The organism is Achromobacter sp. UBA4530, from assembly GCF_002388205.1.
GTDB classification, from domain to species: Bacteria; Pseudomonadota; Gammaproteobacteria; order Burkholderiales; family Burkholderiaceae_B; genus Achromobacter; species Achromobacter animicus.
The window spans coordinates 260,545-280,873 of the sequence record NZ_DGMA01000025.1; the positions used below are offsets into that span (position 1 = coordinate 260,545).

Annotated in this window: 20 protein-coding genes and 2 tRNA genes; 10 read left to right on the top strand and 12 right to left on the bottom strand. The window is 65.5% G+C overall.

Features of this window, described 5'->3' with window-relative positions:
- Positions 1-5 precede the first annotated feature (5 nt).
- Both B2W22_RS18170 and B2W22_RS18175 read right to left on the bottom strand, forming a co-directional pair.
- The gene (locus tag B2W22_RS18170) at positions 6-1,055 is read right to left on the bottom strand and encodes a CobW family GTP-binding protein (RefSeq protein WP_286939060.1); all 1,050 of its coding nucleotides are present in this window, start codon (positions 1,053-1,055) and stop codon (positions 6-8) included.
- A gap of 129 nt (positions 1,056-1,184) precedes the next feature.
- Positions 1,185-1,260, bottom strand: a tRNA-Asn gene (locus B2W22_RS18175).
- 213 nt (positions 1,261-1,473) lie between these two features.
- On the opposite strand from B2W22_RS18175, the gene B2W22_RS18180 reads away from it, so the two are divergent.
- The 4 genes from B2W22_RS18180 to B2W22_RS18195 all read left to right on the top strand — a co-directional run bounded on the left by B2W22_RS18180 (position 1,474) and on the right by B2W22_RS18195 (position 5,204).
- A tRNA-Thr gene (locus B2W22_RS18180) sits at positions 1,474-1,549 on the top strand.
- A gap of 141 nt (positions 1,550-1,690) precedes the next feature.
- Complete coding sequence (locus B2W22_RS18185) at positions 1,691-2,350, top strand: response regulator (protein WP_175124695.1); 660 nt, start codon at positions 1,691-1,693, stop codon at positions 2,348-2,350.
- Entirely contained in the window at positions 2,347-3,675 is a 1,329-nt protein-coding gene (locus B2W22_RS18190; protein ID WP_286939062.1) for an ATP-binding protein, read from the top strand. Before B2W22_RS18185 ends, B2W22_RS18190 begins: the two co-directional genes overlap by 4 nt.
- Before the next feature lie 83 nt (positions 3,676-3,758).
- On the top strand, positions 3,759-5,204 hold the full coding sequence (locus B2W22_RS18195; protein WP_175124697.1) for a DegQ family serine endoprotease: 1,446 nt from the start codon (positions 3,759-3,761) through the stop codon (positions 5,202-5,204).
- A gap of 25 nt (positions 5,205-5,229) precedes the next feature.
- On the opposite strand, the gene maiA is transcribed toward B2W22_RS18195, so the two are convergent.
- From maiA to B2W22_RS18210, 3 genes are read right to left on the bottom strand one after another with little or no spacing between them, the layout of a single operon-like run.
- Positions 5,230-5,874: a maleylacetoacetate isomerase gene (maiA, locus tag B2W22_RS18200; RefSeq protein WP_286939064.1), complete on the bottom strand. Its 645-nt coding sequence runs from the start codon at positions 5,872-5,874 to the stop codon at positions 5,230-5,232.
- Positions 5,875-5,923: 49 nt separating this feature from the next.
- The gene (ispH, locus tag B2W22_RS18205) at positions 5,924-6,901 is read right to left on the bottom strand and encodes a 4-hydroxy-3-methylbut-2-enyl diphosphate reductase (protein WP_175124699.1); all 978 of its coding nucleotides are present in this window, start codon (positions 6,899-6,901) and stop codon (positions 5,924-5,926) included.
- Positions 6,901-7,377, bottom strand: a complete 477-nt coding sequence (locus B2W22_RS18210) for an FKBP-type peptidyl-prolyl cis-trans isomerase (protein WP_286939066.1) — start codon at positions 7,375-7,377, stop codon at positions 6,901-6,903. The genes ispH and B2W22_RS18210 overlap by 1 nt, the downstream gene beginning before the upstream one ends.
- 50 nt (positions 7,378-7,427) lie before the next feature.
- On the opposite strand from B2W22_RS18210, the gene radC reads away from it, so the two are divergent.
- The 6 genes from radC (at position 7,428) to B2W22_RS18240 (ending at position 13,557) form a co-directional block, all read left to right on the top strand.
- Positions 7,428-8,105 (top strand): RadC family protein, encoded by a 678-nt coding sequence (gene radC, locus B2W22_RS18215; protein WP_175124701.1) that lies wholly within the window; start codon positions 7,428-7,430, stop codon positions 8,103-8,105.
- Positions 8,106-8,197: 92 nt separating this feature from the next.
- Positions 8,198-8,824 carry an arylformamidase gene (kynB, locus tag B2W22_RS18220; protein ID WP_175124733.1) on the top strand — a complete coding sequence of 209 codons (627 nt, stop codon included), beginning with the start codon at positions 8,198-8,200 and terminating at the stop codon, positions 8,822-8,824.
- Positions 8,825-8,968: 144 nt separating this feature from the next.
- Positions 8,969-9,817: a tryptophan 2,3-dioxygenase gene (kynA, locus tag B2W22_RS18225; protein ID WP_056567541.1), complete on the top strand. Its 849-nt coding sequence runs from the start codon at positions 8,969-8,971 to the stop codon at positions 9,815-9,817.
- 221 nt (positions 9,818-10,038) lie between these two features.
- Positions 10,039-10,305 carry a type B 50S ribosomal protein L31 gene (locus B2W22_RS18230; RefSeq protein ID WP_008164119.1) on the top strand — a complete coding sequence of 89 codons (267 nt, stop codon included), beginning with the start codon at positions 10,039-10,041 and terminating at the stop codon, positions 10,303-10,305.
- 124 nt (positions 10,306-10,429) lie between these two features.
- Positions 10,430-12,160 (top strand): ArnT family glycosyltransferase, encoded by a 1,731-nt coding sequence (locus B2W22_RS18235; RefSeq protein WP_175184332.1) that lies wholly within the window; start codon positions 10,430-10,432, stop codon positions 12,158-12,160.
- A complete protein-coding gene (locus tag B2W22_RS18240) occupies positions 12,157-13,557 on the top strand; it encodes an MATE family efflux transporter (protein ID WP_218345128.1) in 1,401 nt (466 codons plus the stop codon). Before B2W22_RS18235 ends, B2W22_RS18240 begins: the two co-directional genes overlap by 4 nt.
- Before the next feature lie 60 nt (positions 13,558-13,617).
- Here the strand turns inward: B2W22_RS18240 and paaK are convergent, their stop codons facing one another.
- The 7 genes from paaK to paaC are packed head-to-tail and all read right to left on the bottom strand — an operon-like array spanning position 13,618 to position 20,324.
- Entirely contained in the window at positions 13,618-14,931 is a 1,314-nt protein-coding gene (paaK, locus tag B2W22_RS18245; protein WP_175124704.1) for a phenylacetate--CoA ligase PaaK, read from the bottom strand.
- Between the two features lie 36 nt (positions 14,932-14,967).
- Positions 14,968-15,438 carry a hydroxyphenylacetyl-CoA thioesterase PaaI gene (paaI, locus tag B2W22_RS18250; protein WP_056569414.1) on the bottom strand — a complete coding sequence of 157 codons (471 nt, stop codon included), beginning with the start codon at positions 15,436-15,438 and terminating at the stop codon, positions 14,968-14,970.
- Positions 15,438-16,226 carry a 2-(1,2-epoxy-1,2-dihydrophenyl)acetyl-CoA isomerase PaaG gene (paaG, locus tag B2W22_RS18255; RefSeq protein ID WP_175124705.1) on the bottom strand — a complete coding sequence of 263 codons (789 nt, stop codon included), beginning with the start codon at positions 16,224-16,226 and terminating at the stop codon, positions 15,438-15,440. Before paaG ends, paaI begins: the two co-directional genes overlap by 1 nt.
- Positions 16,227-16,241: 15 nt before the next feature.
- On the bottom strand, positions 16,242-17,906 hold the full coding sequence (paaN, locus tag B2W22_RS18260) for a phenylacetic acid degradation protein PaaN (RefSeq protein ID WP_286939070.1): 1,665 nt from the start codon (positions 17,904-17,906) through the stop codon (positions 16,242-16,244).
- A 47-nt stretch (positions 17,907-17,953) separates the two neighbouring features.
- Entirely contained in the window at positions 17,954-19,042 is a 1,089-nt protein-coding gene (paaE, locus tag B2W22_RS18265) for a 1,2-phenylacetyl-CoA epoxidase subunit PaaE (protein ID WP_175124707.1), read from the bottom strand.
- A gap of 14 nt (positions 19,043-19,056) precedes the next feature.
- Positions 19,057-19,563, bottom strand: a complete 507-nt coding sequence (gene paaD / locus B2W22_RS18270; RefSeq protein ID WP_218345130.1) for a 1,2-phenylacetyl-CoA epoxidase subunit PaaD — start codon at positions 19,561-19,563, stop codon at positions 19,057-19,059.
- The gene (gene paaC, locus B2W22_RS18275) at positions 19,560-20,324 is read right to left on the bottom strand and encodes a 1,2-phenylacetyl-CoA epoxidase subunit PaaC (protein WP_286939073.1); all 765 of its coding nucleotides are present in this window, start codon (positions 20,322-20,324) and stop codon (positions 19,560-19,562) included. Before paaC ends, paaD begins: the two co-directional genes overlap by 4 nt.
- Positions 20,325-20,329 lie beyond the last annotated feature (5 nt).

Sequence of the window (20,329 nt, forward strand, 5' to 3'; positions counted from 1 at the left end):
CGCAATCACGCGGACGATTGGCCCAAAGCGTGACGCACAGCGGCAGCCACCTCCGGCACGGCCAAGCCGCGAACGATGAACACCAGCCGCGAGACGCGCACATCATCCGGCCATTCATTCAAGGACTGCAACGGATACAACTCGCCATGCACGCCATGCACTTCACACGGACTTGATTCACCGGCGAAACACACGATGCCTTTCATCCGGAGCACGCCCGGCCCGTAGCGCTCCTGGATAGGCGCGACGCCTGCCAAAAACGCCGCTCGGCTCATCGGCGTTTCCAGCGTGAGTGAAAAACTGCTTACGTCCGCATGCCGTACAGCGGCCGATGACGAGAATGCGCCAAGCCACTTTGCCGTGACCTTCCCGTCGCGACGAGCAAGCAAGTCCGGCCCTTGGAGCAAGCCATCGGCCAACGGGGCATCCGGGCGTTGCACGTAGCGCCGCGCGCCAGGATTGATGGCCTCGATCGCCAGTTCGACTTCGTGCAGTTGCGCCGCATCGACAAGATCGGATTTGCTGATTACGACGGTATCAGCAAGCGAAAGCTGCCGGGCCGCCTCGGGCTGCGCGCGCAGCTGTTCCGCGCCGTGCGCAGCTGACACCACGACGATTGCGCCGCGATACGCGTAGCGCTCGGCCAGAAAGCGTTCGTGCTTCAGTGTGAAGAGGATGGGCGCCGGATCGGCAAGACCGCTAGTCTCGATGATGACGCGCCGGAACGGCTTGATCTTGCGCGCGAGCGCCTGCATGAAGAGATCACGCAAGGTGTCGACCACCGAACCGCTGACCACGCAGCACAGACACCCACCCTCGACCAGCACGACCTTGTCCGGCGCCAGACGCACCAGATGATGGTCCACGCCGATATCGCCATATTCATTAACGATGACCACCGCGTCGGCGTACTCAGGCGCTTGCAGCAGCCGGTTCAAGAGCGACGTCTTGCCGCTGCCCAGAAAGCCCGAGATGACGGTGACACCGATGCGCTTGTCTTGCACCGGCCGGTCGCCCTGCCCGCCTTGATCGCGGCCGCGCTTGTCGTCATTCATGCCGATCGCCTTAGTTGTCGATGCGCACTTGGTAAATACCCATGCTGTGGACCTTTACGCACAGAGACGCGAACACCACCGCAAAAACCAAAAGGGCCACTCACTTGCGTGAGCGGCCCAAAATTCTTTTGGCTCCCCGAGCTGGGCTCGAACCAGCGACCTGCGGATTAACAGTCCGTCGCTCTACCGACTGAGCTATCGGGGATCTGCCAAGACCGAAATTATGAACTAAAAATTCGGCGCATGCAAATCTCGTTTTTTTCTGAATTTTTTGCGCTTCTAGTTGCCCATCGCGAAAAAACTCTGATATAGTTTCGGTCTTTCCAGATCGGGCCCTAAAAAAGCCGACGAACTGGAAGAAAAAAGATGTTTTGCTAGCGCTTTCCGGCTTGGTCCAGAAACAAAAGCAAATGGTCTTGCCGGCATAGCTCAGTTGGTAGAGCAGCGCATTCGTAATGCGAAGGTCGTAGGTTCGACTCCTATTGCCGGCACCAGATTTCCAAAAAGCAGCCCTCTCGGGCTGCTTTTTTCATTTCATCCCTGCCCGCCCTCATCTCCACCCCGCCACCCTGGCCGGGAACTCGCGCTGATCGCCGCGCGTCCAACCCCCTTGGACCATCCCAGCGGAATAAACCATGCGCATTCTTCTCGTGGAAGACGACATGATGATCGGCGAAAGCGTACTGGACTGCCTGCGCGCGGAACACTACGCCGTCGATTGGGTTCGGGACGGCAGCGCGGCGGACTCTGCGCTGCGCACCGATCCTTACGACCTTGTACTGCTCGACCTGGGCCTGCCCAAGCGGGACGGACTGACGTTGCTGCGCGACATGCGCACCCGCAAGGACCGCACGCCGGTGCTCATCGCCACTGCGCGCGACGCGGTCAGCGACCGGATTGCCGGGCTGGACGCGGGTGCCGACGACTACATCGTCAAACCCTATGACGTGGACGAACTGCTGGCGCGCATGCGGGCACTGATTCGCCGCAGTGCGGGCCGGGCCGAGCCCATTTTTGAACACGACGGCGTTACCATCGACCCGCAATCGCACGCCGCCATGGTCGACGGCGCGCCGGTGGCGTTGACCGCGCGCGAATGGGCGGTGCTGGAACCGCTGATCGCGCGGCCCGGCATGATTTTTTCGCGCGCACAGCTCGAGGAAAAACTCTATAGCTGGAAAGACAGCATCAGCAGCAATGCCGTTGAGGTTTATATTCATGGCCTGCGCAAGAAACTGGGTCCCAACCTGATCCAGAACGTCAGAGGCGTCGGCTATGTCATCCCCAAAACATGAGCATTCCGCTTAGCTATTCGCTGAGAGCCCGGCTGCTTTTCTTTCTGCTGGCCGCCATTGCGGTCGGCGCGCTGGTGCAAGGCGCAATCGCCTACCGCAGCACCCTGGCGCAGGCCGACGACATCTTCGACTCGCTGCTGCAGCGCACCGCCCTGTCGTTGGGCACCGGCGACGGGCTGCTGAGCACCGGCCCCACACATGCGCGCGGCGCCGGATCGCCGGTTGCCGATGACCTCATCATCCAGATCTGGACGCCGGACGGCTTGCGCGTCTTCAACTCACGCTCGCGCCTGCGCCTGCCCAGCCAGATCGTATTGGGGTTTTCCGACGCGAAGCTGGAAGGCGAAACCTATCGCGTGTATGCGCTGGCCACGCCCTTCCAGGTGATTCAGGTGGCGCAGGACATGCGCGTGCGCAAGAACATGGCCAGCGCCCTTGCGCTGCGCACCGTCGCGCCGATTGCCGCCGCCGCGCCGCTGCTGATGCTGATCATCTGGTGCGTCGTCAGTTGGTCGCTGCGTCCGGTCAAGCGCGCGCGCGCCCAGGTGGCCGCTCGCCAGCCCGAAGATCTGTCGCCCGTCAGCGTACGCGGGCTGCCTGATGAAATCCGCCCGCTGGTGCAGGAACTGAACCTGCTGCTCGAACGCATGCGCGGCGCTTTTGCGCAGCAGAAGCAATTCGTGGGCGACGCGGCGCACGAACTGCGCTCGCCGCTGGCGGCGTTGCGCCTGCAGATGCAGGCGCTGCAGCGCGCAGCAGACCCCGCCGCGCGCCAGCTTGCCGAACAGCGCCTGACTGCCGGCATCGACCGCGCTACGCGGCTGGTCGAGCAGTTGCTGTCGATGGCGCGCCAGGAAGGCGCCCAGGAGCAGACGCCGCTGGCGCCGGTGGATCTGGCGGACGTGCTGCGGCAGGCGCTGTCCGAGACACTGCCCGAAGCAAACGCCAAATCCATCGACGTCACGCTGGACGGCGATACGCAAGCGCAGATGCAGGGCAATCGCGATGCGCTGGTGCTGCTGGTGCGCAATCTGCTGGACAACGCGATCAAGCACTCGCCTGCCGGTGGCCGCATCGGGATGCGTCTGGAACACGGCCCGGGCCGCATTTCGCTGATGATCGACGACGAGGGGCCCGGCATCCCGGTCCATGAGCGCGAACGCGTGTTCGACCGCTTCTACCGGGCCGAAGGCAACACGACGCATGGCAGCGGATTGGGACTGGCCATCGCACGCACCATTGCCGACCGCCACGGCGCGACCATCACCCTTGAAGACGCGCCGTCCGGCCAAGGCCTGCGGGCGCGCGTCAATTTTCCCGCTTAGCCTGGATTTTTCCCGCTTAAGTTTCCCCTAAGTGTGCGGCCCGAAGATAGCGCCATGTTCCCAACATGATCGCAGGAGCCGACATGAAGACCACGCAAATCAAACCCTCGCGCCTCGTCCTGGCGCTGCTTGCAGCCGGCGCCATTGGCGGCGCAGGCGCAACCGCCTTGACCGGCAGCGTTTCGATGGCTGCCGAAGCCCCCGCCGCCACCGCTGCGTCCCAGCCGATCAGCGCGTCCGTGCCGCCCAACTTCGCGCAAATCACGCGCGAGTCCGGTCCGGCCGTCGTCAACATCAGCGTCAGCGGCACGCGCAAGGTGTCGGCCGCCGAAAGCGACGACCCGTTCGCGCAGTTCTTTGGCCAGGTGCCCGGCGCTCGTGGCCGCGCGCCGGCTCGTGAAGTCCCGATGCGCGGCGAAGGCTCGGGCTTCATCGTCAGTTCCGACGGCATCATCCTGACCAATGCGCACGTGGTCCAGGACGCCAAGGAAGTGACAGTAAAGATGACCGACCGCCGCGAATACAAGGCCAAGGTCCTGGGCGCAGACCCGCAGACCGACGTCGCCGTCATCAAGATCGAGGCGAAGAACCTGCCGGTCATCAAGGTGGGCGACGTGAACAAGCTGCAGGTGGGCGAATGGGTGCTGGCCATCGGCTCGCCCTACGGCCTGGAGAACACCGCCACCGCCGGCATCGTCAGCGCCAAGGGCCGTTCGCTCCCGGACGACACCTCGGTGCCGTTCATCCAGACCGACGTGGCCGTGAACCCCGGCAACTCGGGCGGTCCGCTGTTCAACGACCGCGGCGAAGTCGTGGGCATCAACTCGCAGATCTACAGCCGCACCGGCGGCTTCCAGGGCCTGTCGTTCTCGATTCCCATCGACCTGGCCTACAAGATCAAGGACCAGATCCTTGAGCACGGCAAGGTGCAGCATGCGCGCCTGGGCGTGACGGTGCAGGAAGTGAATCAGGACCTGGCCGACTCGTTCAAGCTGGATTCGCCGTCGGGCGCACTGGTGTCGAGCGTCGAAAAGGGCAGCGCCGCCGAAAAGGCCGGCCTGCAGCCGGGCGACGTGGTGCGCAAGATCGACGGCAAGACCATCGTGTCTTCCGGCGACCTGGCTTCGACGATCACCATGGCCGCCCCCGGCGAGAAGATCAAGCTGGACGTATGGCGCAACGGCGGGCAGAAGGAGATGGTCGCAACGCTGGGTGGCGTGCCCAAGGACAAGACCCAGGCGTCGGCCGACGGCCAGGAAGTGCAGCGCGGCCAGCTTGGCCTGGCGCTGCGCCCCCTGAGCCCTCAGGAGCAGCAGGAGTCGGGTGCGGAAGGCCTGCTCATCGAGCGTTCTGCAGGCCCCGCCGCCAAGGCTGGCATTCAGCCCGGCGACGTGCTGCTGTCCCTCAATGGGGTGCCGGTGCACAACGTCGGCCAGGTGAAGGCCGAGTTGTCGAAGGCGGGCAAGACCGTAGCCTTGCTGGTGCAACGCGGCGAAGACAAGATCTTCGTGCCGGTGCAGATCGGCTGATCAGCCGGGTCTGATCAGCCGGGCATCACTCCGCGTCGGGCTGGTTGCCCGGCGCGGCCGCTTCAAATGCCGGCAGGGCCCGGCACGCCGCGTCGATGCGCAGCACATTGGGCATGGCCGACAGGTCACACTCGAAGCGCTGCGCATTCGCCACTTGCGGCACCAGGCACAGGTCCGCGATGGTCGGCGTGTCGCCGTGGCAGAACCGACCCGTGGCGGGGGAAGCAGCCAGTTGGGCTTCCAACGCTTCAAGACCCTGATGCACCCAGTGCTTGTACCAGGCCGTCTTGGCCGCTTCATCCACGCCCAGCGTGTGCTTCAGATACTTCAGCACGCGCAGGTTGTTCAGCGGATGCGTATCGCAGGCGATGCCCAGCGCCAGATCGCGCACACGCGCACGGCCGATGGCGTCGGCAGGAAGCAGCGGCGTTTCCGGGTGCGTTTCTTCCAGGTATTCGATGATGGCCAGCGATTGGCCGATGACCGCATCGCCATCGACCAGCGTGGGAACCAGCGCGGTCGGGTTCACCTTGCGGTAGCCGGCCGACAGTTGCTGGCCGCCATCCTTCAGAAGATGAACCGGCACGGTCTCGTACGGCAGGCCCTTCAGGTTCAGGGCAATGCGTACGCGATACGCGGCCGAGCTGCGGAAGTAGCTGTAAAGCTGCATGGTGTCTCCTCGGTATTCTTGTGGCGCCGCCCGCGTGGGCGGCGCTTGTTCATTCCAGCGATTCGGTCTGGGCCGCCTTGCGCGACAAGCCCTTGGGCAGCGGAAACGCGACGTTTTCTTCCAGCCCCGGCATCTTGCGCACCGAGACGGCGCCAAGTTCCTTGACGCGCGCGATCACCTGCTGCACCAGCACTTCCGGCGCCGAGGCGCCCGCGGTCACGCCGATGCGCTTGCGGCCGACGAGCCAGGCGGGGTCGATGGATTCCGCGCCGTCGATAAGATAGGACGCGACGCCCTTGCGCTCGGCCACTTCGCGCAGGCGATTGGAGTTCGAGCTGTTGGGGCTGCCCACGACCAGCACCAGATCGCATTCCGGCGCCAGGATCTTGACCGCATCCTGCCGGTTCTGCGTGGCGTAGCAGATGTCGCTTTTCTTGGGCTCGGCGATGCTGGGAAAGCGCGCCTTCAGCGCCTGCGACACCGCGGCCGCGTCATCGACCGACAGCGTGGTCTGCGTGACGTAGGCCAGGTTTTCCGGATCGGTGACTTCGAGGCTGGCGACGTCTTCGACGGTTTCGACGAGGTACATGCCGCCCTGCGCTTGGCCCAGGGTGCCTTCGACCTCGGGATGCCCCTTGTGGCCGATCATGATGATCTCGCGGCCGGCGGCGCGCATGCGCGCGACTTCGATGTGAACCTTGGTGACCAACGGGCAGGTGGCGTCAAAGACCTGCAGCCCGCGCGCTTCCGCTTCAGCGCGCACGGCCTTGGAGACGCCATGCGCCGAAAACACCACGATGGCGCCCGCGGGCGCATCGTCGAGTTCGTCGATGAAGATGGCGCCCTTGGCGCGCAGGTCTTCCACGACGTAGCGGTTGTGAACGATCTCGTGACGCACATAGATGGGCGCGCCGTGCAGTTCGATGGCCCGTTCGACGATATCGATGGCGCGATCCACGCCTGCACAGAAGCCGCGCGGCTGCGCCAGCAGGACTTCGGCGTCGGAGGCGGTGACAGCCTGGCTCATCAAAGCACTCCCAGCAGCGCCACGTCCACTTTCAGGCTGATGCCTGCCAGCGGGTGGTTGAAATCGAATAGCGCGGATTCGTCGTTGATTTCCTTGAGGACGCCCGAATAGCGGCCGCCATTGGGCGCGGTGAATTCAACCAGGTCGCCGGGCTCGAACGTGGCGTCCTCGCCGGCGTGCTGCGCCAGCATGGCGCGCGTCACGCGCTGGATCAGTTCGGGATTGCGGTCGCCGTAGGCGTCTGCCGGCTCGATGGTGACGCTGAACTTGTCGCCCTCGGCGCGGCCGACCAACGCGGCCTCCAGGCCAGGGGCCCACTGCCCGGCGCCCATTTGCAACGTGCCGGGACGGCCGTCGAAGGTGTCGGTGAACACGGAACCCGCCCCCGGGCCCGAGGCCAGGGTGATGCGGTAATGCAGCGTCAGGTAGGAATCCGGACGGACCAAAACGTTCACTTCATTAGAGGCGATGCTCACGATCTGCCACCGTATGGGTATTTGAGTAAACCCTGATTTTAGAGCCTCTTATGAAATTGTCCGTCCGGCTGCCAAAACAAGACCGTCCCCGAGAGCGTCTGCTCCGTCACGGGGCCGCATCGATCCAGGATGCCGAGCTGCTGGCCGTCGCGCTGCGCACGGGGATTCCAGGGCTGAATGTAGTGGATCTGTGCCGTCAATTGCTGGACCGGTTCGGCGGGCTGCGCGGGTTGCTGAGCACCTCGCCCCAGGACCTGATGTCCATCGCCGGATTGGGGGCGTCCAAAGCCTGCACCCTGGCGGCGCTGCTGGAACTGGCCCGCCGCGCCATGGAAGAAGACCTGGTTCGGGACACCGCCATGAACCACCCCACCCGAGTGAAACAATATTGCAAGGCGGCGCTCGGCCATCTGCAAGTGGAGCACTGCATCGCCCTGTACCTGGACGCCCAGCTGCGCCTGATCGCCACGGGCGAACTGGCGCGGGGCACGCTCTCGCAGGCGGCGGTCTACCCGCGGGAGGTCGTGCGCGAGGCCTTGCGCCACCACGCGGCGGCCCTCATCGTGGCGCACAACCACCCGTCTGGCGTGGCGTCGCCCAGCGCGGCAGACCACGGCTTCACGCGGCACCTGAAGGAAGCCCTGGCGCTCGTGGACATCAAACTGATCGACCACCTGATCGTCGCGGGAGGCTCGGCGGTGTCGCTGGCTGAACTGGGCTGCCTCTGACCGCAACAAGCGCCGGAATTCCGTTAGACTACCGCCCGATATTGTTTTAGGCTTAACCTAATTCCGGCCCTCGCGACCTTTCCTTGCCCGCCATGAAACGCCTGTGGGACATTTCCCCGCCCGTCTCGACGGCATCTCCCGTCTTTCCGGGCGACACGCCGTACCGCCAGCAATGGAAATGGACGCTCACGCCCGGCTGTCCGGTCAACGTCAGCGAAATCACGATGTCGCCGCACATCGGCGCGCATGCCGACGCCCCGCTGCACTACCAGAACGGGGCCGCAGCCATCGGCGCAGTCTCGCTTGAACCCTTCCTGGGCCCTTGCCGCGTAATCCATGCGATCGACTGCGGCGATCTCATCACGATCGACCATCTAGCCCATGCGGCGCACAACCTGCCGCCCCGCGTGCTGGTGCGCACCGCCAAGCACGCCGCGCAGGACTGGTGGACGGATGACTTCTCCGCCTACGCGCCCCAGACCATCGAATGGCTGGCCGAACGCGGCGTCATGCTGATCGGTCTGGACACCGCCAGCATCGACCCCGCTTCCAGCAAGACCCTGGACAGCCACCATACGATCTTGCGGCACGACATGCGGGTACTGGAGAACCTGGTGCTCGACGACGTGCCGGAAGGCGATTACGAGTTGATCGCCTTGCCGTTGGCGCTGATCCAGGCCGATGCCAGCCCGGTCCGCGCGGTCCTGCGCGAACTGTAGGCTGATTTGCCGGCCCGGGCGCGGCTGCCCGACAGCAGCCGCCCCGCTTGGAGAATCGACCATGCAATTCCTTTTCGCGCCCCACTGGCGCGCCCTGCCCGCATCCGCCCGCCGCGCCGCGCCGCCCTGCCACGGAGGCCGCGCATGAGCCAGAACGAACGCCCCGAAGACATCGTCCACCAGGAAAAGGCGCAACTCGATTTCGCGCGCGACATGACCTACGGCGATTATCTGCATCTTGATGAACTGCTTGGCGCCCAGCACCCGATGTCGCCCGAGCACAACGAGATGCTGTTCATCATCCAGCACCAGACCAGCGAGCTCTGGATGAAGCTGATGCTGCACGAACTGCGGGCCGCGATCGCCAGCGTCGCAGAGGACCGCCTGCAGCCGGCCTTCAAGATGCTGGCGCGCGTCAGCAAGATCATGGAGCAGCTCGTCCACGCCTGGGACGTGCTGGCAACCATGACGCCGCCTGAATACTCTGCGTTGCGTCCCTACTTGGCGCGCTCCAGCGGATTCCAGAGCTACCAGTACCGCCAGGTCGAATTCCTGCTGGGCAACAAGAACGCGGCCATGCTCAAGCCGCATTCGCACCGCGCCGACCTGCTGGCCCAGGTGCAGAGCGCTTACGAGGCCCCGTCGCTGTATGACGAGGCGCTGCGCCTGCTGGCGCGCAACGGCCTGGATATTCCGGCCGATCACCTGGAACGCGACTGGACCCAGCCGTATCAGGCGTCGGCGGCGGTCGAAGCCGCCTGGCTGACGGTCTACCGCGACACGGACCGCTATTGGGCGCTCTACCAGCTTGGTGAAAAGCTGACCGATCTGGAAGACGCCTTCCGGTTGTGGCGATTCCGCCACGTTACGACGGTCGAACGCGTCATCGGCTTCAAGCGGGGCACGGGCGGCACGTCTGGCGTGGATTACCTGCGGCGCATGCTGGAAGTGGTGCTGTTTCCGGAAATCTGGAAACTGCGCACGGATCTCTGACATTTGCGTCGCGCTGAAACCCGGGCTGCATGACAGCCCGGGCGCCCATTTGCGGCTGGCCGCAGGCAGCATCGCGTGCTAGAATGCGGGGTTACTTTTTGGATACGTGGCTAGCGCCTGTCGCGCCAAGATTTGGTAGCGAACCGCGGCAGCGGAACCAGGCAGCTGTAGCTGGCGACCCTAACTCTTGAAAAAGACTCGACCGAGTCTAGGAAAGCACCATGAAAGAAGGCATTCACCCCGAATACCGCGAAGTCGTCTTCGCCGACCTGCAAACGGGCAACAAGTTCATCACCCGTTCGACCGTCCAAACGCGCGAAACCGTTGAACTCGACGGCAAGACGTACCCGCTCTTCAAGTGCGACGTGACCTCCGAATCGCACCCGTTCTACACTGGCGCCCAGACCCGCATCGTCGAAACCGGCCGCGTGGAAAAGTTCCGCGCCCGCTTCGCCCGCACGGCTGGCACGGTCAAGTCCGCTTCCTGATCCTGTTGCTCCTACGGGAGTCACAGCAAAAAGGCAGCCTTCGGGCTGCTTTTTTTTCCCCCCTCGACGCCAGAAGGCCGGTCAGGGGGTGGCGCATCCCGACCACTCGGTTACATTAACGCCCGTGTCCCCACTTTCCATTTCCACGCCGGCCCGGCTTACGTCGGTAGCCACCGCAAAACTGCCCCGCCTTATCCTGCTGGGCCTGTCCCTGGCCTACATCGTGGCCGGGCTGTTCATGCGCGACCCGTGGAAAACCGACGACGCCGTCGGACTGGCGACGATGATCACCGCGATCCGCGAAGGCGGCCTGACCTGGCTGCTGCCGCAGGTGGGGCACCTGGCCCACGCCGAGGAAGGTCCGCTGATCACCTGGGTGGGCGCCATCAGCATCTGGCTGTTCGGGCCGTTCATCGGGGACATCACTGCCGGCCGCCTGCCCAATCTGCTGTGGTTCGGCATCACGGCCTCGAGCGTCTGGTACGGCACGTATCTGCTCGGCCGCCGGGCCGAAGCCCAGCCGCTGGCGCTGCCCTTTGGCGGGGAACCCGAACCGCGCGACTACGGCCGCATGCTGGCCGACGCCGCCCTCCTTTTGCTGCTTGCCACGGTCGGCATCCTGCAGCGCACCCACGAAACCACCGTCATCCCCGCCATCATGGCATGCCAGGCGCTTGCGTTCTATTCGCTGGCGCGCACGGTGGATCGTCCCGTCACCGGCTCGACCACGCTGGGCATTGCGCTGGCTGCCAGCTTCCTGACGCGCGGTTGGGTGGGCGCCCTGCCCATCATGGTCGGCGTGGCGCTGGCCTTCTATCCGCGCAGCCAGCTCTGGAAGTGCAAGCGCTGGATGCTGTGGGCCGCGGTGCTGGCAACCGGTCTGATCCTTGCCTGGTGGATTCCCGCCAGCCAGGGCAGCGAGTACTGGATCCGCAACTGGAAGACCTGGAATCTGTCGTCCTTCGCCATCCCTGGCCTGCACGACGCCGCCCGCACGCTACGCGACCTGCCGTGGTACCTGTGGCCGACCTGGCCGCTGGCGCTGCTGGCGATCTGGCGGTGGCGCGCCTGGATCTACGCGCCGCACATCTGGGTGCCGCTGATGCTGCTGGTGTGTTCGGCGGTGATCCTGTTCTTCGTGGATGAGGCCAGCGATTCCGAATTCGTGCTGCTGGCCGTGCCGTGCGCGGTGCTGGGCGCGTTCTCGCTGCCCACGCTGCGCCGCGGCGTGGTGAACACGCTGGACTGGTTTGCCGTCATGTGTTTTTCGCTGACGGTGGCCACCGCCTGGCTCGGCTGGGTGGCCCTGCACTTCCAGTGGCCGGCGCAGATTTCTCGCAACATCGCCCGCCAGACCACCGGTTATGAACCCGTGATCTCGTGGGTCGCCTTTGCGCTGGCGCTGCTCTTCACCCTGGGGTGGATCGTCCTGGTCGTCTGGCGGCTGCGCGTGCGTCCCCAGGCGCTGTGGCGCGGCACCGTGCTGTCGGCCGGCGGCCTGACCGTAACGTGGATCCTGCTCGTGCTGTTGTGGCAACCTGCCGTGGACTACGCACGCAGCTATCGCACGGTGTCCGGCCAACTGGCCCAGGCCATCGCGCAGCACAAGCGCCCGGGCGAGTGCATCCGGGGGCTCAGCCTGGGCAGCGGCCAGCGTGCCTCGTTCCTGATCTTCAACAACCTGTCGTTCCCGTTCGACACGCGCTGCACGCTGGTCCTGCAACAGACCACCAACCAGAGCCTGCGCGACGGCACGGCCGCGTACAGCGAAGGCGCCGAAGTCCTCTGGCAAGGCGGCCGCCGCGCCGACCGTTCCGAAGTCTTCCGCCTGCTGCGAACCGGCGTCAAGCCATGACCGCCGCGATCGGGGCGCCGATGACCTTCGGCGCCACCCTGCGCGGCATCGCCAGGCAGGCCTGGCCCGTCCTCATCAGCCAGTGGGCCAGCATCTCTTTCGGGGTGCTGGACACCGCCATGACGGGACACTCCAGCCCCGACGATCTGGCGGCAATGGCGCTTTCCGCTTCCATCTACATCACCGTCTTCGTCGGCCTGATGGGTGTCGTGCACGCCCTGATCCCGATCCTGGCGCAGCAGTTCGGCGCCGGCAACAACGCGGAAGTCGGAAAGAGCTGGGGCCAGGGCGTGTGGCTGGCGCTCGGCCTGTCGGTCGTGGGCGCCGCGCTGATGCTGTTTCCGGACATGTGGCTCTTCATGTCGGGGGACGTCGCCCCGGGCGTGCGCGACCGCATCGCGTCGTACCTGCAGGCACTGGTGCTGGCCCTGCCCGCCGCGCTGGTGTTCCGCACCATCTACGCGCTGGGCACAGCGGTGTCGCGGCCCAAGCTCGTCATGGCCATCAACCTGTCCATCATCGGCTTCAAGGCGCTGTTCAACTGGCTCTTCATCTACGGCAAGCTGGGCCTGCCGGCGATGGGCGCGGCCGGCGCGGGGCTGGCGACAGCCGTGGTGTCGTGGATGAGCCTGGGCCTGGGTCTGTGGGTGATCACGCACGATCGGTATTACCGCCGCTTCCAGCTTCGCATCGGCAAGCCGGACTGGAAGGCGCTCAAGGAACTGCTGCGCCTGGGCATCCCGATGGGCGGCTCGTACCTGGTCGAGGTCTCAGCGTTCACGTTCATGGCGCTGCTGGTGGCGCGCGAGGGCACCTTCGTGACCGGCGGGCATCAGATCATGTCGAACCTGGCCGCGCTCTGCTACATGATGCCGATGGCGCTGGGCGTGGCGACCGCCGCGCTGACGGCGCAGGCCATCGGCGCGGGCAATTATGCGCACGCCCATCGCACCGGCATGGCCGGTCTGGCGCTGGGTCTGATCGGCGCGCTGCTGACGGCTGCGGTGCTGCTGATCGGCCGTCCGCTGATCCTGGCCGCGTACACGGACGACGGCGCGGTTGCCGCCGTCGCAACCACGCTGCTCGCCGTGCTGCCGCTCTTTCACCTGTTCGATTCGATGCAGTGCATCAACTCGTACCTGCTGCGCGCGTATAAGATCGCGGTCGTGCCGCTGATCCTGCAGACGGTCGCGCTGGCGGGCGTGGGGCTGGTTGGGGGCTGGTGGTTTGGGTTTGGTCCCGGCCGGGGCGGCATCGACGGTCTGCGCGAAGTGCTGGTGCCGGGCTCGCCGCAGGGTGCCGGCAGCATGTGGCTGATGGCCATGTTCGGGCTGGCTTTGTCGGCGGTCCTGCTGCACCTCTGGTATCGGCGCATACTGCGAACGGTGGGGCGATAAAGGTCGCGAAATGAAGAAAGGCAGCCGGTTGGCTGCCTTTTTTGCGTAGGGACGCGCCCTCTACTTCGGACGCTTGTCGATCACCCGGCGTGCCTTGCCGGTCAGGGTGCGTTCGACATGCCCGGCATCCGACACCTGGATCCGCGCGCTCACGCCGATGTGCGTCTTCACGGCATGCTGCAGCTGCTTGCCCAGATTGGCGCGTTCGGCGTCGGACAGGCCCGAGAACTCCGCGCGCACTTCTGTCAGGATTTCCAGTTCGTCCATGTTGCCCGAACGGGACAGCACCAGCTGATAGTGCGGCGCAAGCTGCGCGATCTTCAGGACCAGTTCTTCCACCTGCGTGGGGAACATGTTCACCCCACGCACGATCAGCATGTCGTCGCTGCGGCCGGTGATCTTGCCGATGCGGCGCATGCTGCGCGCGGTGGGCGGCAACAGGCGGGTCAGGTCGCGCGTGCGGTAGCGCACGATCGGCATCGCTTCCTTGGTCAGCGACGTGAACACCAGTTCGCCCGGTTCGCCGTCGGCCACCGGTTCGCCGGTATCCGGGTTGATGATCTCGGCGTAGAAGTGATCCTCCCAGACCACCGGACCGTCCTTGGTCTCGACGCATTCGCTCGCCACGCCCGGGCCCATCACTTCAGACAGCCCATAGATATCAACCGCGTCGATGCCCGCTTCGGCTTCGATGTCGGCACGCATCTGGCCGGTCCACGGCTCGGCGCCGAAGATGCCGATGCGCAGCGAGCTTTGACGCGGGTCGATGCCCTGGCGGCGCTGCTCTTCCAGGATGTTGCAGAAATAGGAAGGCGTGACCATGATGATGTCCGGACGGAAATCATTGATCAGCTGCACCTGCTTTTCGGTCTGCCCGCCGGACATCGGAATGACCGTGCAACCCAGGCGCTCGGCGCCGTAGTGCGCGCCCAGGCCGCCGGTGAACAGCCCGTACCCATAGGCCACGTGCACGGTATCGCCGGGCTTGCCGCCTGCGGCGCGGATGGAGCGCGCCACCAGGTTGGCCCAGTTGTCCAGGTCGCCCTGGGTGTAGCCGACCACGGTCGGCTTGCCGGTCGTGCCGCTGGACGCATGAATGCGCGAGATGCGCTCGCGCGGCACGGCGAACATGCCGAACGGATAGTTCTCGCGCAGTTCCTTCTTGGTCGTGAACGGGAACTTCGAAATATCCGACAACTGCTTCAAGTCGTCGGGATGCACGCCGGCTTCGTCGAACGCCTTCTTGTAGTGCGGGACGTTTTCGTACGCATGCTTGAGGGTCCACTTCAAGCGATCGAGCTGCAGGGCCCGCAGCTCGTCCTGGCTGGCATGCTCGATAGGATCCAGTCCCGGCTTGCTCATGGTGTTGGGCATGATGATGTCTCTCTTCTCTTTGGTACGGTGCAGCAGTCAGGCGTCCGTGGGCGTCCCGACGATCTGGCCCTTGATGCGGTAGGAACGCCCCCTGAACAAGGCCACGTTGCGTCCATCCTGATTGGTGACGGTGACGTCATAGACGCCGGTGCGGCCGGCCAGCGAACGCTCCTGGGCGACGGCGGTCAGCAGGTCGCCTTCGAATCCCGGCGCCAGATAGTCGATCGTGCAGCCCGACGCCACCGTGCTGACGTTGCGCGAATTGCATGAAAACGCGAACGCGCTGTCGGCCAGGGCGAAGATGAAACCGCCGTGGCAGGTCTTGTGGCCGTTCAGCATGTCGGGCCGAACGCGCATGGTCAGCCGCGCATAGCCCGGCGCCATTTCCTCGATCTTCATGTCCAGGCCTTGCGTGGCCGCGTCGCCGGCATACATCACCGAGCCCACGGCCTGCGCCAGCGCCTGCGGGTCGGTCGGCACTTCAACGGGGGGAACGTGCACGCTCATCATTGCCCCTTGAACTGCGGTTCACGCTTGCCAAGGAACGCGGCGACGCCCTCGGCGTAGTCCGCGCTTTGGCCCAGTTCGCGCATCATGTCGCGTTCCAGGTCGAGCTGCGTGGACAGGTCATTGCCCAAACTGGCCTGCAGCGCGCGCTTGGTGAACGCCAGGCCCTTGGTGGGCGCGGCCGCGAAGTGCGTGGCCAGGCGGTCCAGCGTGGCATCGAATTCCTCGTCCGCCACGCACTGCCAGATCAGGCCCCACTCTTCTGCCTGCTTGGCGCTGAGCTTGTCGCCCAGCATCGCCAGGCCCATGGCCCGCGCGCGGCCCACCAGACGCGGCAGCACGAACGTGCCGCCCGTGTCGGGGATGAGGCCCAGGCGGCAGAACGACTGGATGAAGCTGGCCGAGGCCTTGGCGATGACGATGTCGCCCGCGAAGGCCAGATTGGCGCCCGCGCCTGCCGCGACGCCATTGACGCCCACCACGACGGGCATGGGCAAGGCGTTGAGGCGGCGCACCAGCGGGCCATAGAACTTGTCGACGGTCTCACCCAGGTCGGGCGGCGTGCCGTCCGGTGCGGGCTTGCGCTCGCTCAGGTCCTGGCCGGCGCAGAAGCCGCGGCCCGCGCCGGTCAGCACCAGCACGCGCGCGCCTTCGGTTTCGACGCGGGTCAGCGCGTCGGCCACTTCGGCGTGCATGTTGGCCGTGAAGCTGTTCAGCTTGTCCGGGCGGTTCAGCGTCAGGCGGGCAACGCCGCCGGACAGGTCGAATTGAATATCCTGATAGCTCATCTGCGATCGCCCGGCTTAGATGTGACGGCGGGTTTGCACCACGCGGAAGCGGTTCGAGACAAACGCCGTGTCCGACAGCGCGGCATTGGCCGCCGGATTGGCGCCGGTGCCGTGGAAGTCGCTGAAGGCGGCGGTCTGGTTGACGAACACCGCGCCGGTCAGGTTCAGCGAGAGCGACACGCCCGAGACTTCGGCGGCGTCCTGCACCTGCTCGGCCACGCGATCATCCGTCGTGTAGGCCGACAGCGACAGCGCGCCGTGCTTGATGACGCTGTCGCGCGCCAGCTGGATGCTGTGCGCGGTGGAATCCGTGGCGACGACAAACGCGATGGGGCCGAACCACTCTTGGCCCAGCGCCGCATTGCCGGCCTCGGTGCGCAGCAGCAGCGGCGTGCGCACGCGGGCGTTTTCGAACTGGGGATGCGCCAGCGTCTTGCTGTCCGCCACAACGGGCAGACCCAGCGCACGGGCTTTCTCGATGCGCTCGACGATGCCTTCGTTCTGGATGGCGCCCGTCAGCTCGACGGCCTTGGCGGCATCGGCGCCCACTTTTTCCAGCGCCACGCCCAGCGCGGCGGCCACGTCGTCGAAGCTGACACGACCTTCCGGCGTGTTGATGCCGTCGCGCGGCACGTAGATGTTCTGCGGCGCCGTGCACATCTGACCGGAATACAGGGCCAGCGAGAACGCCAGGTTGCGGGCCACGCCCTTCAGGTCGTTCGTCGAATCGATGATGACCTGGTTCACGCCGGCCTTCTCGGTGTAGACCTGAGCCTGGCGCGCATTGTTTTCAAGCCAGTCGCCGTTGGCGGTGCTGCCGGTGAAGTCAACGATCTTGACGGCGGGGTCCAGCGCCAGCTTCTGCGCGGTGGCGTCACCTGCCTCGTGGGCGGCCAGTTGCACGACGTCGGGATCGAAGCCCGCTTCCTGCAGCACTTCGCGCGCCACCTTCACGGTGATGGCCAGCGGCAGGATCGCGCCCGGGTGCGGCTTGACGATGACGGTGTTGCCCGTCGCCAGGCTGGCGAAGAGGCCGGGGTAGCCGTTCCACGTCGGGAAGGTCGAGCAGCCGATCACCAGCGCGACGCCGCGCGGCACGACGGTGAACTGCTTTTCCATGCGAATGGGATCGTTCTTGCCCTGCGGCTTTTCCCAGACGGCGGTGCCCGGGATGCGCGACATTTCCTGCCAGGCGTAGGTCACGGCTTCAAAGCCGCGGTCCTGCGCGTGCGGGCCACCGGCCTGGAAGGCCATCATGAAGCCCTGGCCCGTGGTGTGCTGGACCGCGTAGGCGATCTGGAAGCTGAGCTTGTTCAGGCGCGCCAGGATTTCCAGCGACACGCCCACCCAGGCGTGGGGACCGGCGCGGCGCCAGTCTTCCAGCGCGCGTTTGGAGGCGGCGATCAGCTTGTCCGCCGGCACGCGGGGATACGTGATGCCCAGGTCGAAACCATAGGGAGATTTTTCGCCGCCCACGACGCCGTCGGCATCATGCAGGTTCAGCGGAAAGGGCTTGCCCTGAAGCGCTTCGAAGGCGGCGCGGCCTTCGTCGTTGGCGGTCTCGCCGTAGTTGCGCGGGCTGGGCGACTCGGCAAACGGGCTCCAGTAGCCGCGCAGCGCGGCGGCAGCCAGGGATTGTTCCAGCAGGGGCTGGTGACGTTCGAAGAATTTCTGGGACACGCTCGTCTCTCCAATAAGTTTTGAATGCTTGCCTGGCGTGCGCCGGGTCAGGTTTCCTGGTCGAAGTCGATGACCAGCCGGTCGCTGACCGGGAAGCTCTGGCAGCTCAGGATGAACCCGCGCGCGACTTCATAATCTTCAAGGGCGAAGTTGGCGTCCATGTCCACCTCGCCTTCAATCACCTTGCAACGGCACGTGGAACATACCCCGCCCTTGCACGAATACGGCAGTTCAATGCCCTGCGCCAGCGCCGAATCCAGCACGCTGTCCTTGTTCTTGTCGATGACGAACATGCGGCTGTGTCCGTCCTGCACCACGGTGACTTCGCACTGCCCCTTGCCGGGCGCCTGCGGGGCGTCCTGGCCGGTGCGCAGCGCGCGCGGCCCCTTGGGTGCGCCGAAGAGCTCGAACTTGATGTTCGACTTGGGGATGCCGCGCGCCTGCAACCGTTCGACCACGCTCTCGGTCATGGTCTGCGGACCGCACACAAAAGCGTAATCGATATCCTCGGGACTCATCCAGGCCGACATCAGCTGGTCGACCTTGTCGCCATCCAGGCGGCCGTTGAAGAGCTCGATGTCCTGCGTTTCGCGGCTCATCACGTAGACCAGCGAGAAGCGGTCCATGTACAGGTTCTTCAGGTCCTCGATTTCCTCGCGGAACAGCACCGCGGACGAGGCGCGGTTGCCGAAGAACAGCGTGAACTTGCTGCGCGGCTCGGTCGACAGCGCCGTCTTGACCAGCGAAAACACGGGGGTGATGCCGCTGCCCACGGCAAACGCCACATAGTGGCGCTGGTTCTCGGGCGAGAAGTCCACCGTGAAGTTGCCCGCCGGCGCCATGACCTCCAGGGTCTGGCCGGGCTGCAATTCGTGATTGGCCCAGCTCGAGAACACGCCCTCGTCGACCTTCTTGATCGCCACGCGCAAGAGCTTGTCGTGCGGCGCCGAACAGATCGAATACGAACGGCGCAGTTCTTCGCCATTGAGCTGGGTGCGCAGCGTCAGGTATTGGCCGGGCAGGAAGGCGAACTCGTTCGTCAGCGTGTCGGGCAGATCAAAGGTCACGACCACGGCATCGCGCGTATTGCGCGCCACGGACGCCACCTTCAAAGCATGGAATTGGTTCTGGCTCATCTCGAAACCACTCTTTAGTGAGTCTTGAAATAATCGAAGGGCTCGCGGCACGAAACGCAGCGATACAGCGCCTTGCACGACGTCGACCCGAAATTGCTGACCAGCCGCGTGTCGCGCGAGCCGCAGCGCGGGCAGGCGATGGCCGGGGCCGCCGTGCGGCGGCTGATGCCCGAAATGTCGATGGCGCGTTCAGCGGGCGCGGCGATGCCGTAGCCCTTGAGCGCCTCGCGCCCTTTTTCGCTCATCCAGTCGGTCGTCCAGGCGGGCGCAAGACGCGTCTCCACCCGGACCTCGGACACGCCGTGGCGTTCGAGCGTCTGACGGATGTCCTGCGTGATCTCGCGCATGGCCGGGCAGCCCGAATAGGTGGGCGTGATGACGACGACGCATGCATCGCCGTCCCACGACACGTCACGCACCACGCCCAGGTCCACCACGGACAGCACGGGGATCTCGGGGTCCGGGACCTCCTGCAGCCAGGCATAGACCTGGTCGGCGGAAATGGGCGCCAGCGCGTTCACCACGTGGCTCCCGGGTAGGCGCGGTGCAGATGCTGCATCTCCGCCAGCACATAGCCCAGCGCCTCGGTGTGCTTGCCCTGCCGGCCGCCGCGATGCGCGGCGTGGTTGGCGGCGGCTTCGTCGGGAACGGTCAGGGTGGCTTCTTCCAGCACTTCGCACACGTGCGCAAGCCACGGCTGGCGCAGCGCAGACAGGGCACAACCGATACCGCGCGCCGCGACGTCCTGGTCGATGTCGTCGTCGGTGAAGAGCTCGCCCGTGAAACGCCAGGCGTCGTCAATGGCGGCCTGCATCTTGGCGTGGCTTTCCGCCGTGCCATCGCCCAGGCGCACCACCATGTCCGAGGAGCGGCGCACGTGATAGGTCACTTCCTTGAGCGACTTGGCCGCGATGGCCGCGACGCGCTCATCCGTGGACGCCTCCAGGCGCTGCAGCAGGAAGTAGTGCCAGACGTCGAACAGGAACTGCCGCGCCATCGTGTCGGCGTAGTTGCCGTTGTCGCGCTCGACCAGCAGCGCGTTGCGGAACTCGTGCGCGTCGCGCAGATAGGCCAGCGCGTCCTCGTCGCGGCCCGCGCCTTCGACCTCGCCGGCCAGCGTCAGCCACATGCGGGCCTGGCCCAGCAGGTCGAGCGCGGTATTGGTCAGCGCCAGGTCCTCTTCCAGGATGGGACCGTGGCCCGTCCAGGCGCCCAGCCGCTGCGACAGGATGAGCGACGTGTCGCCCAGGCGCAGCAGGTATTCAAACAATGCTTTGTCCATGTCTC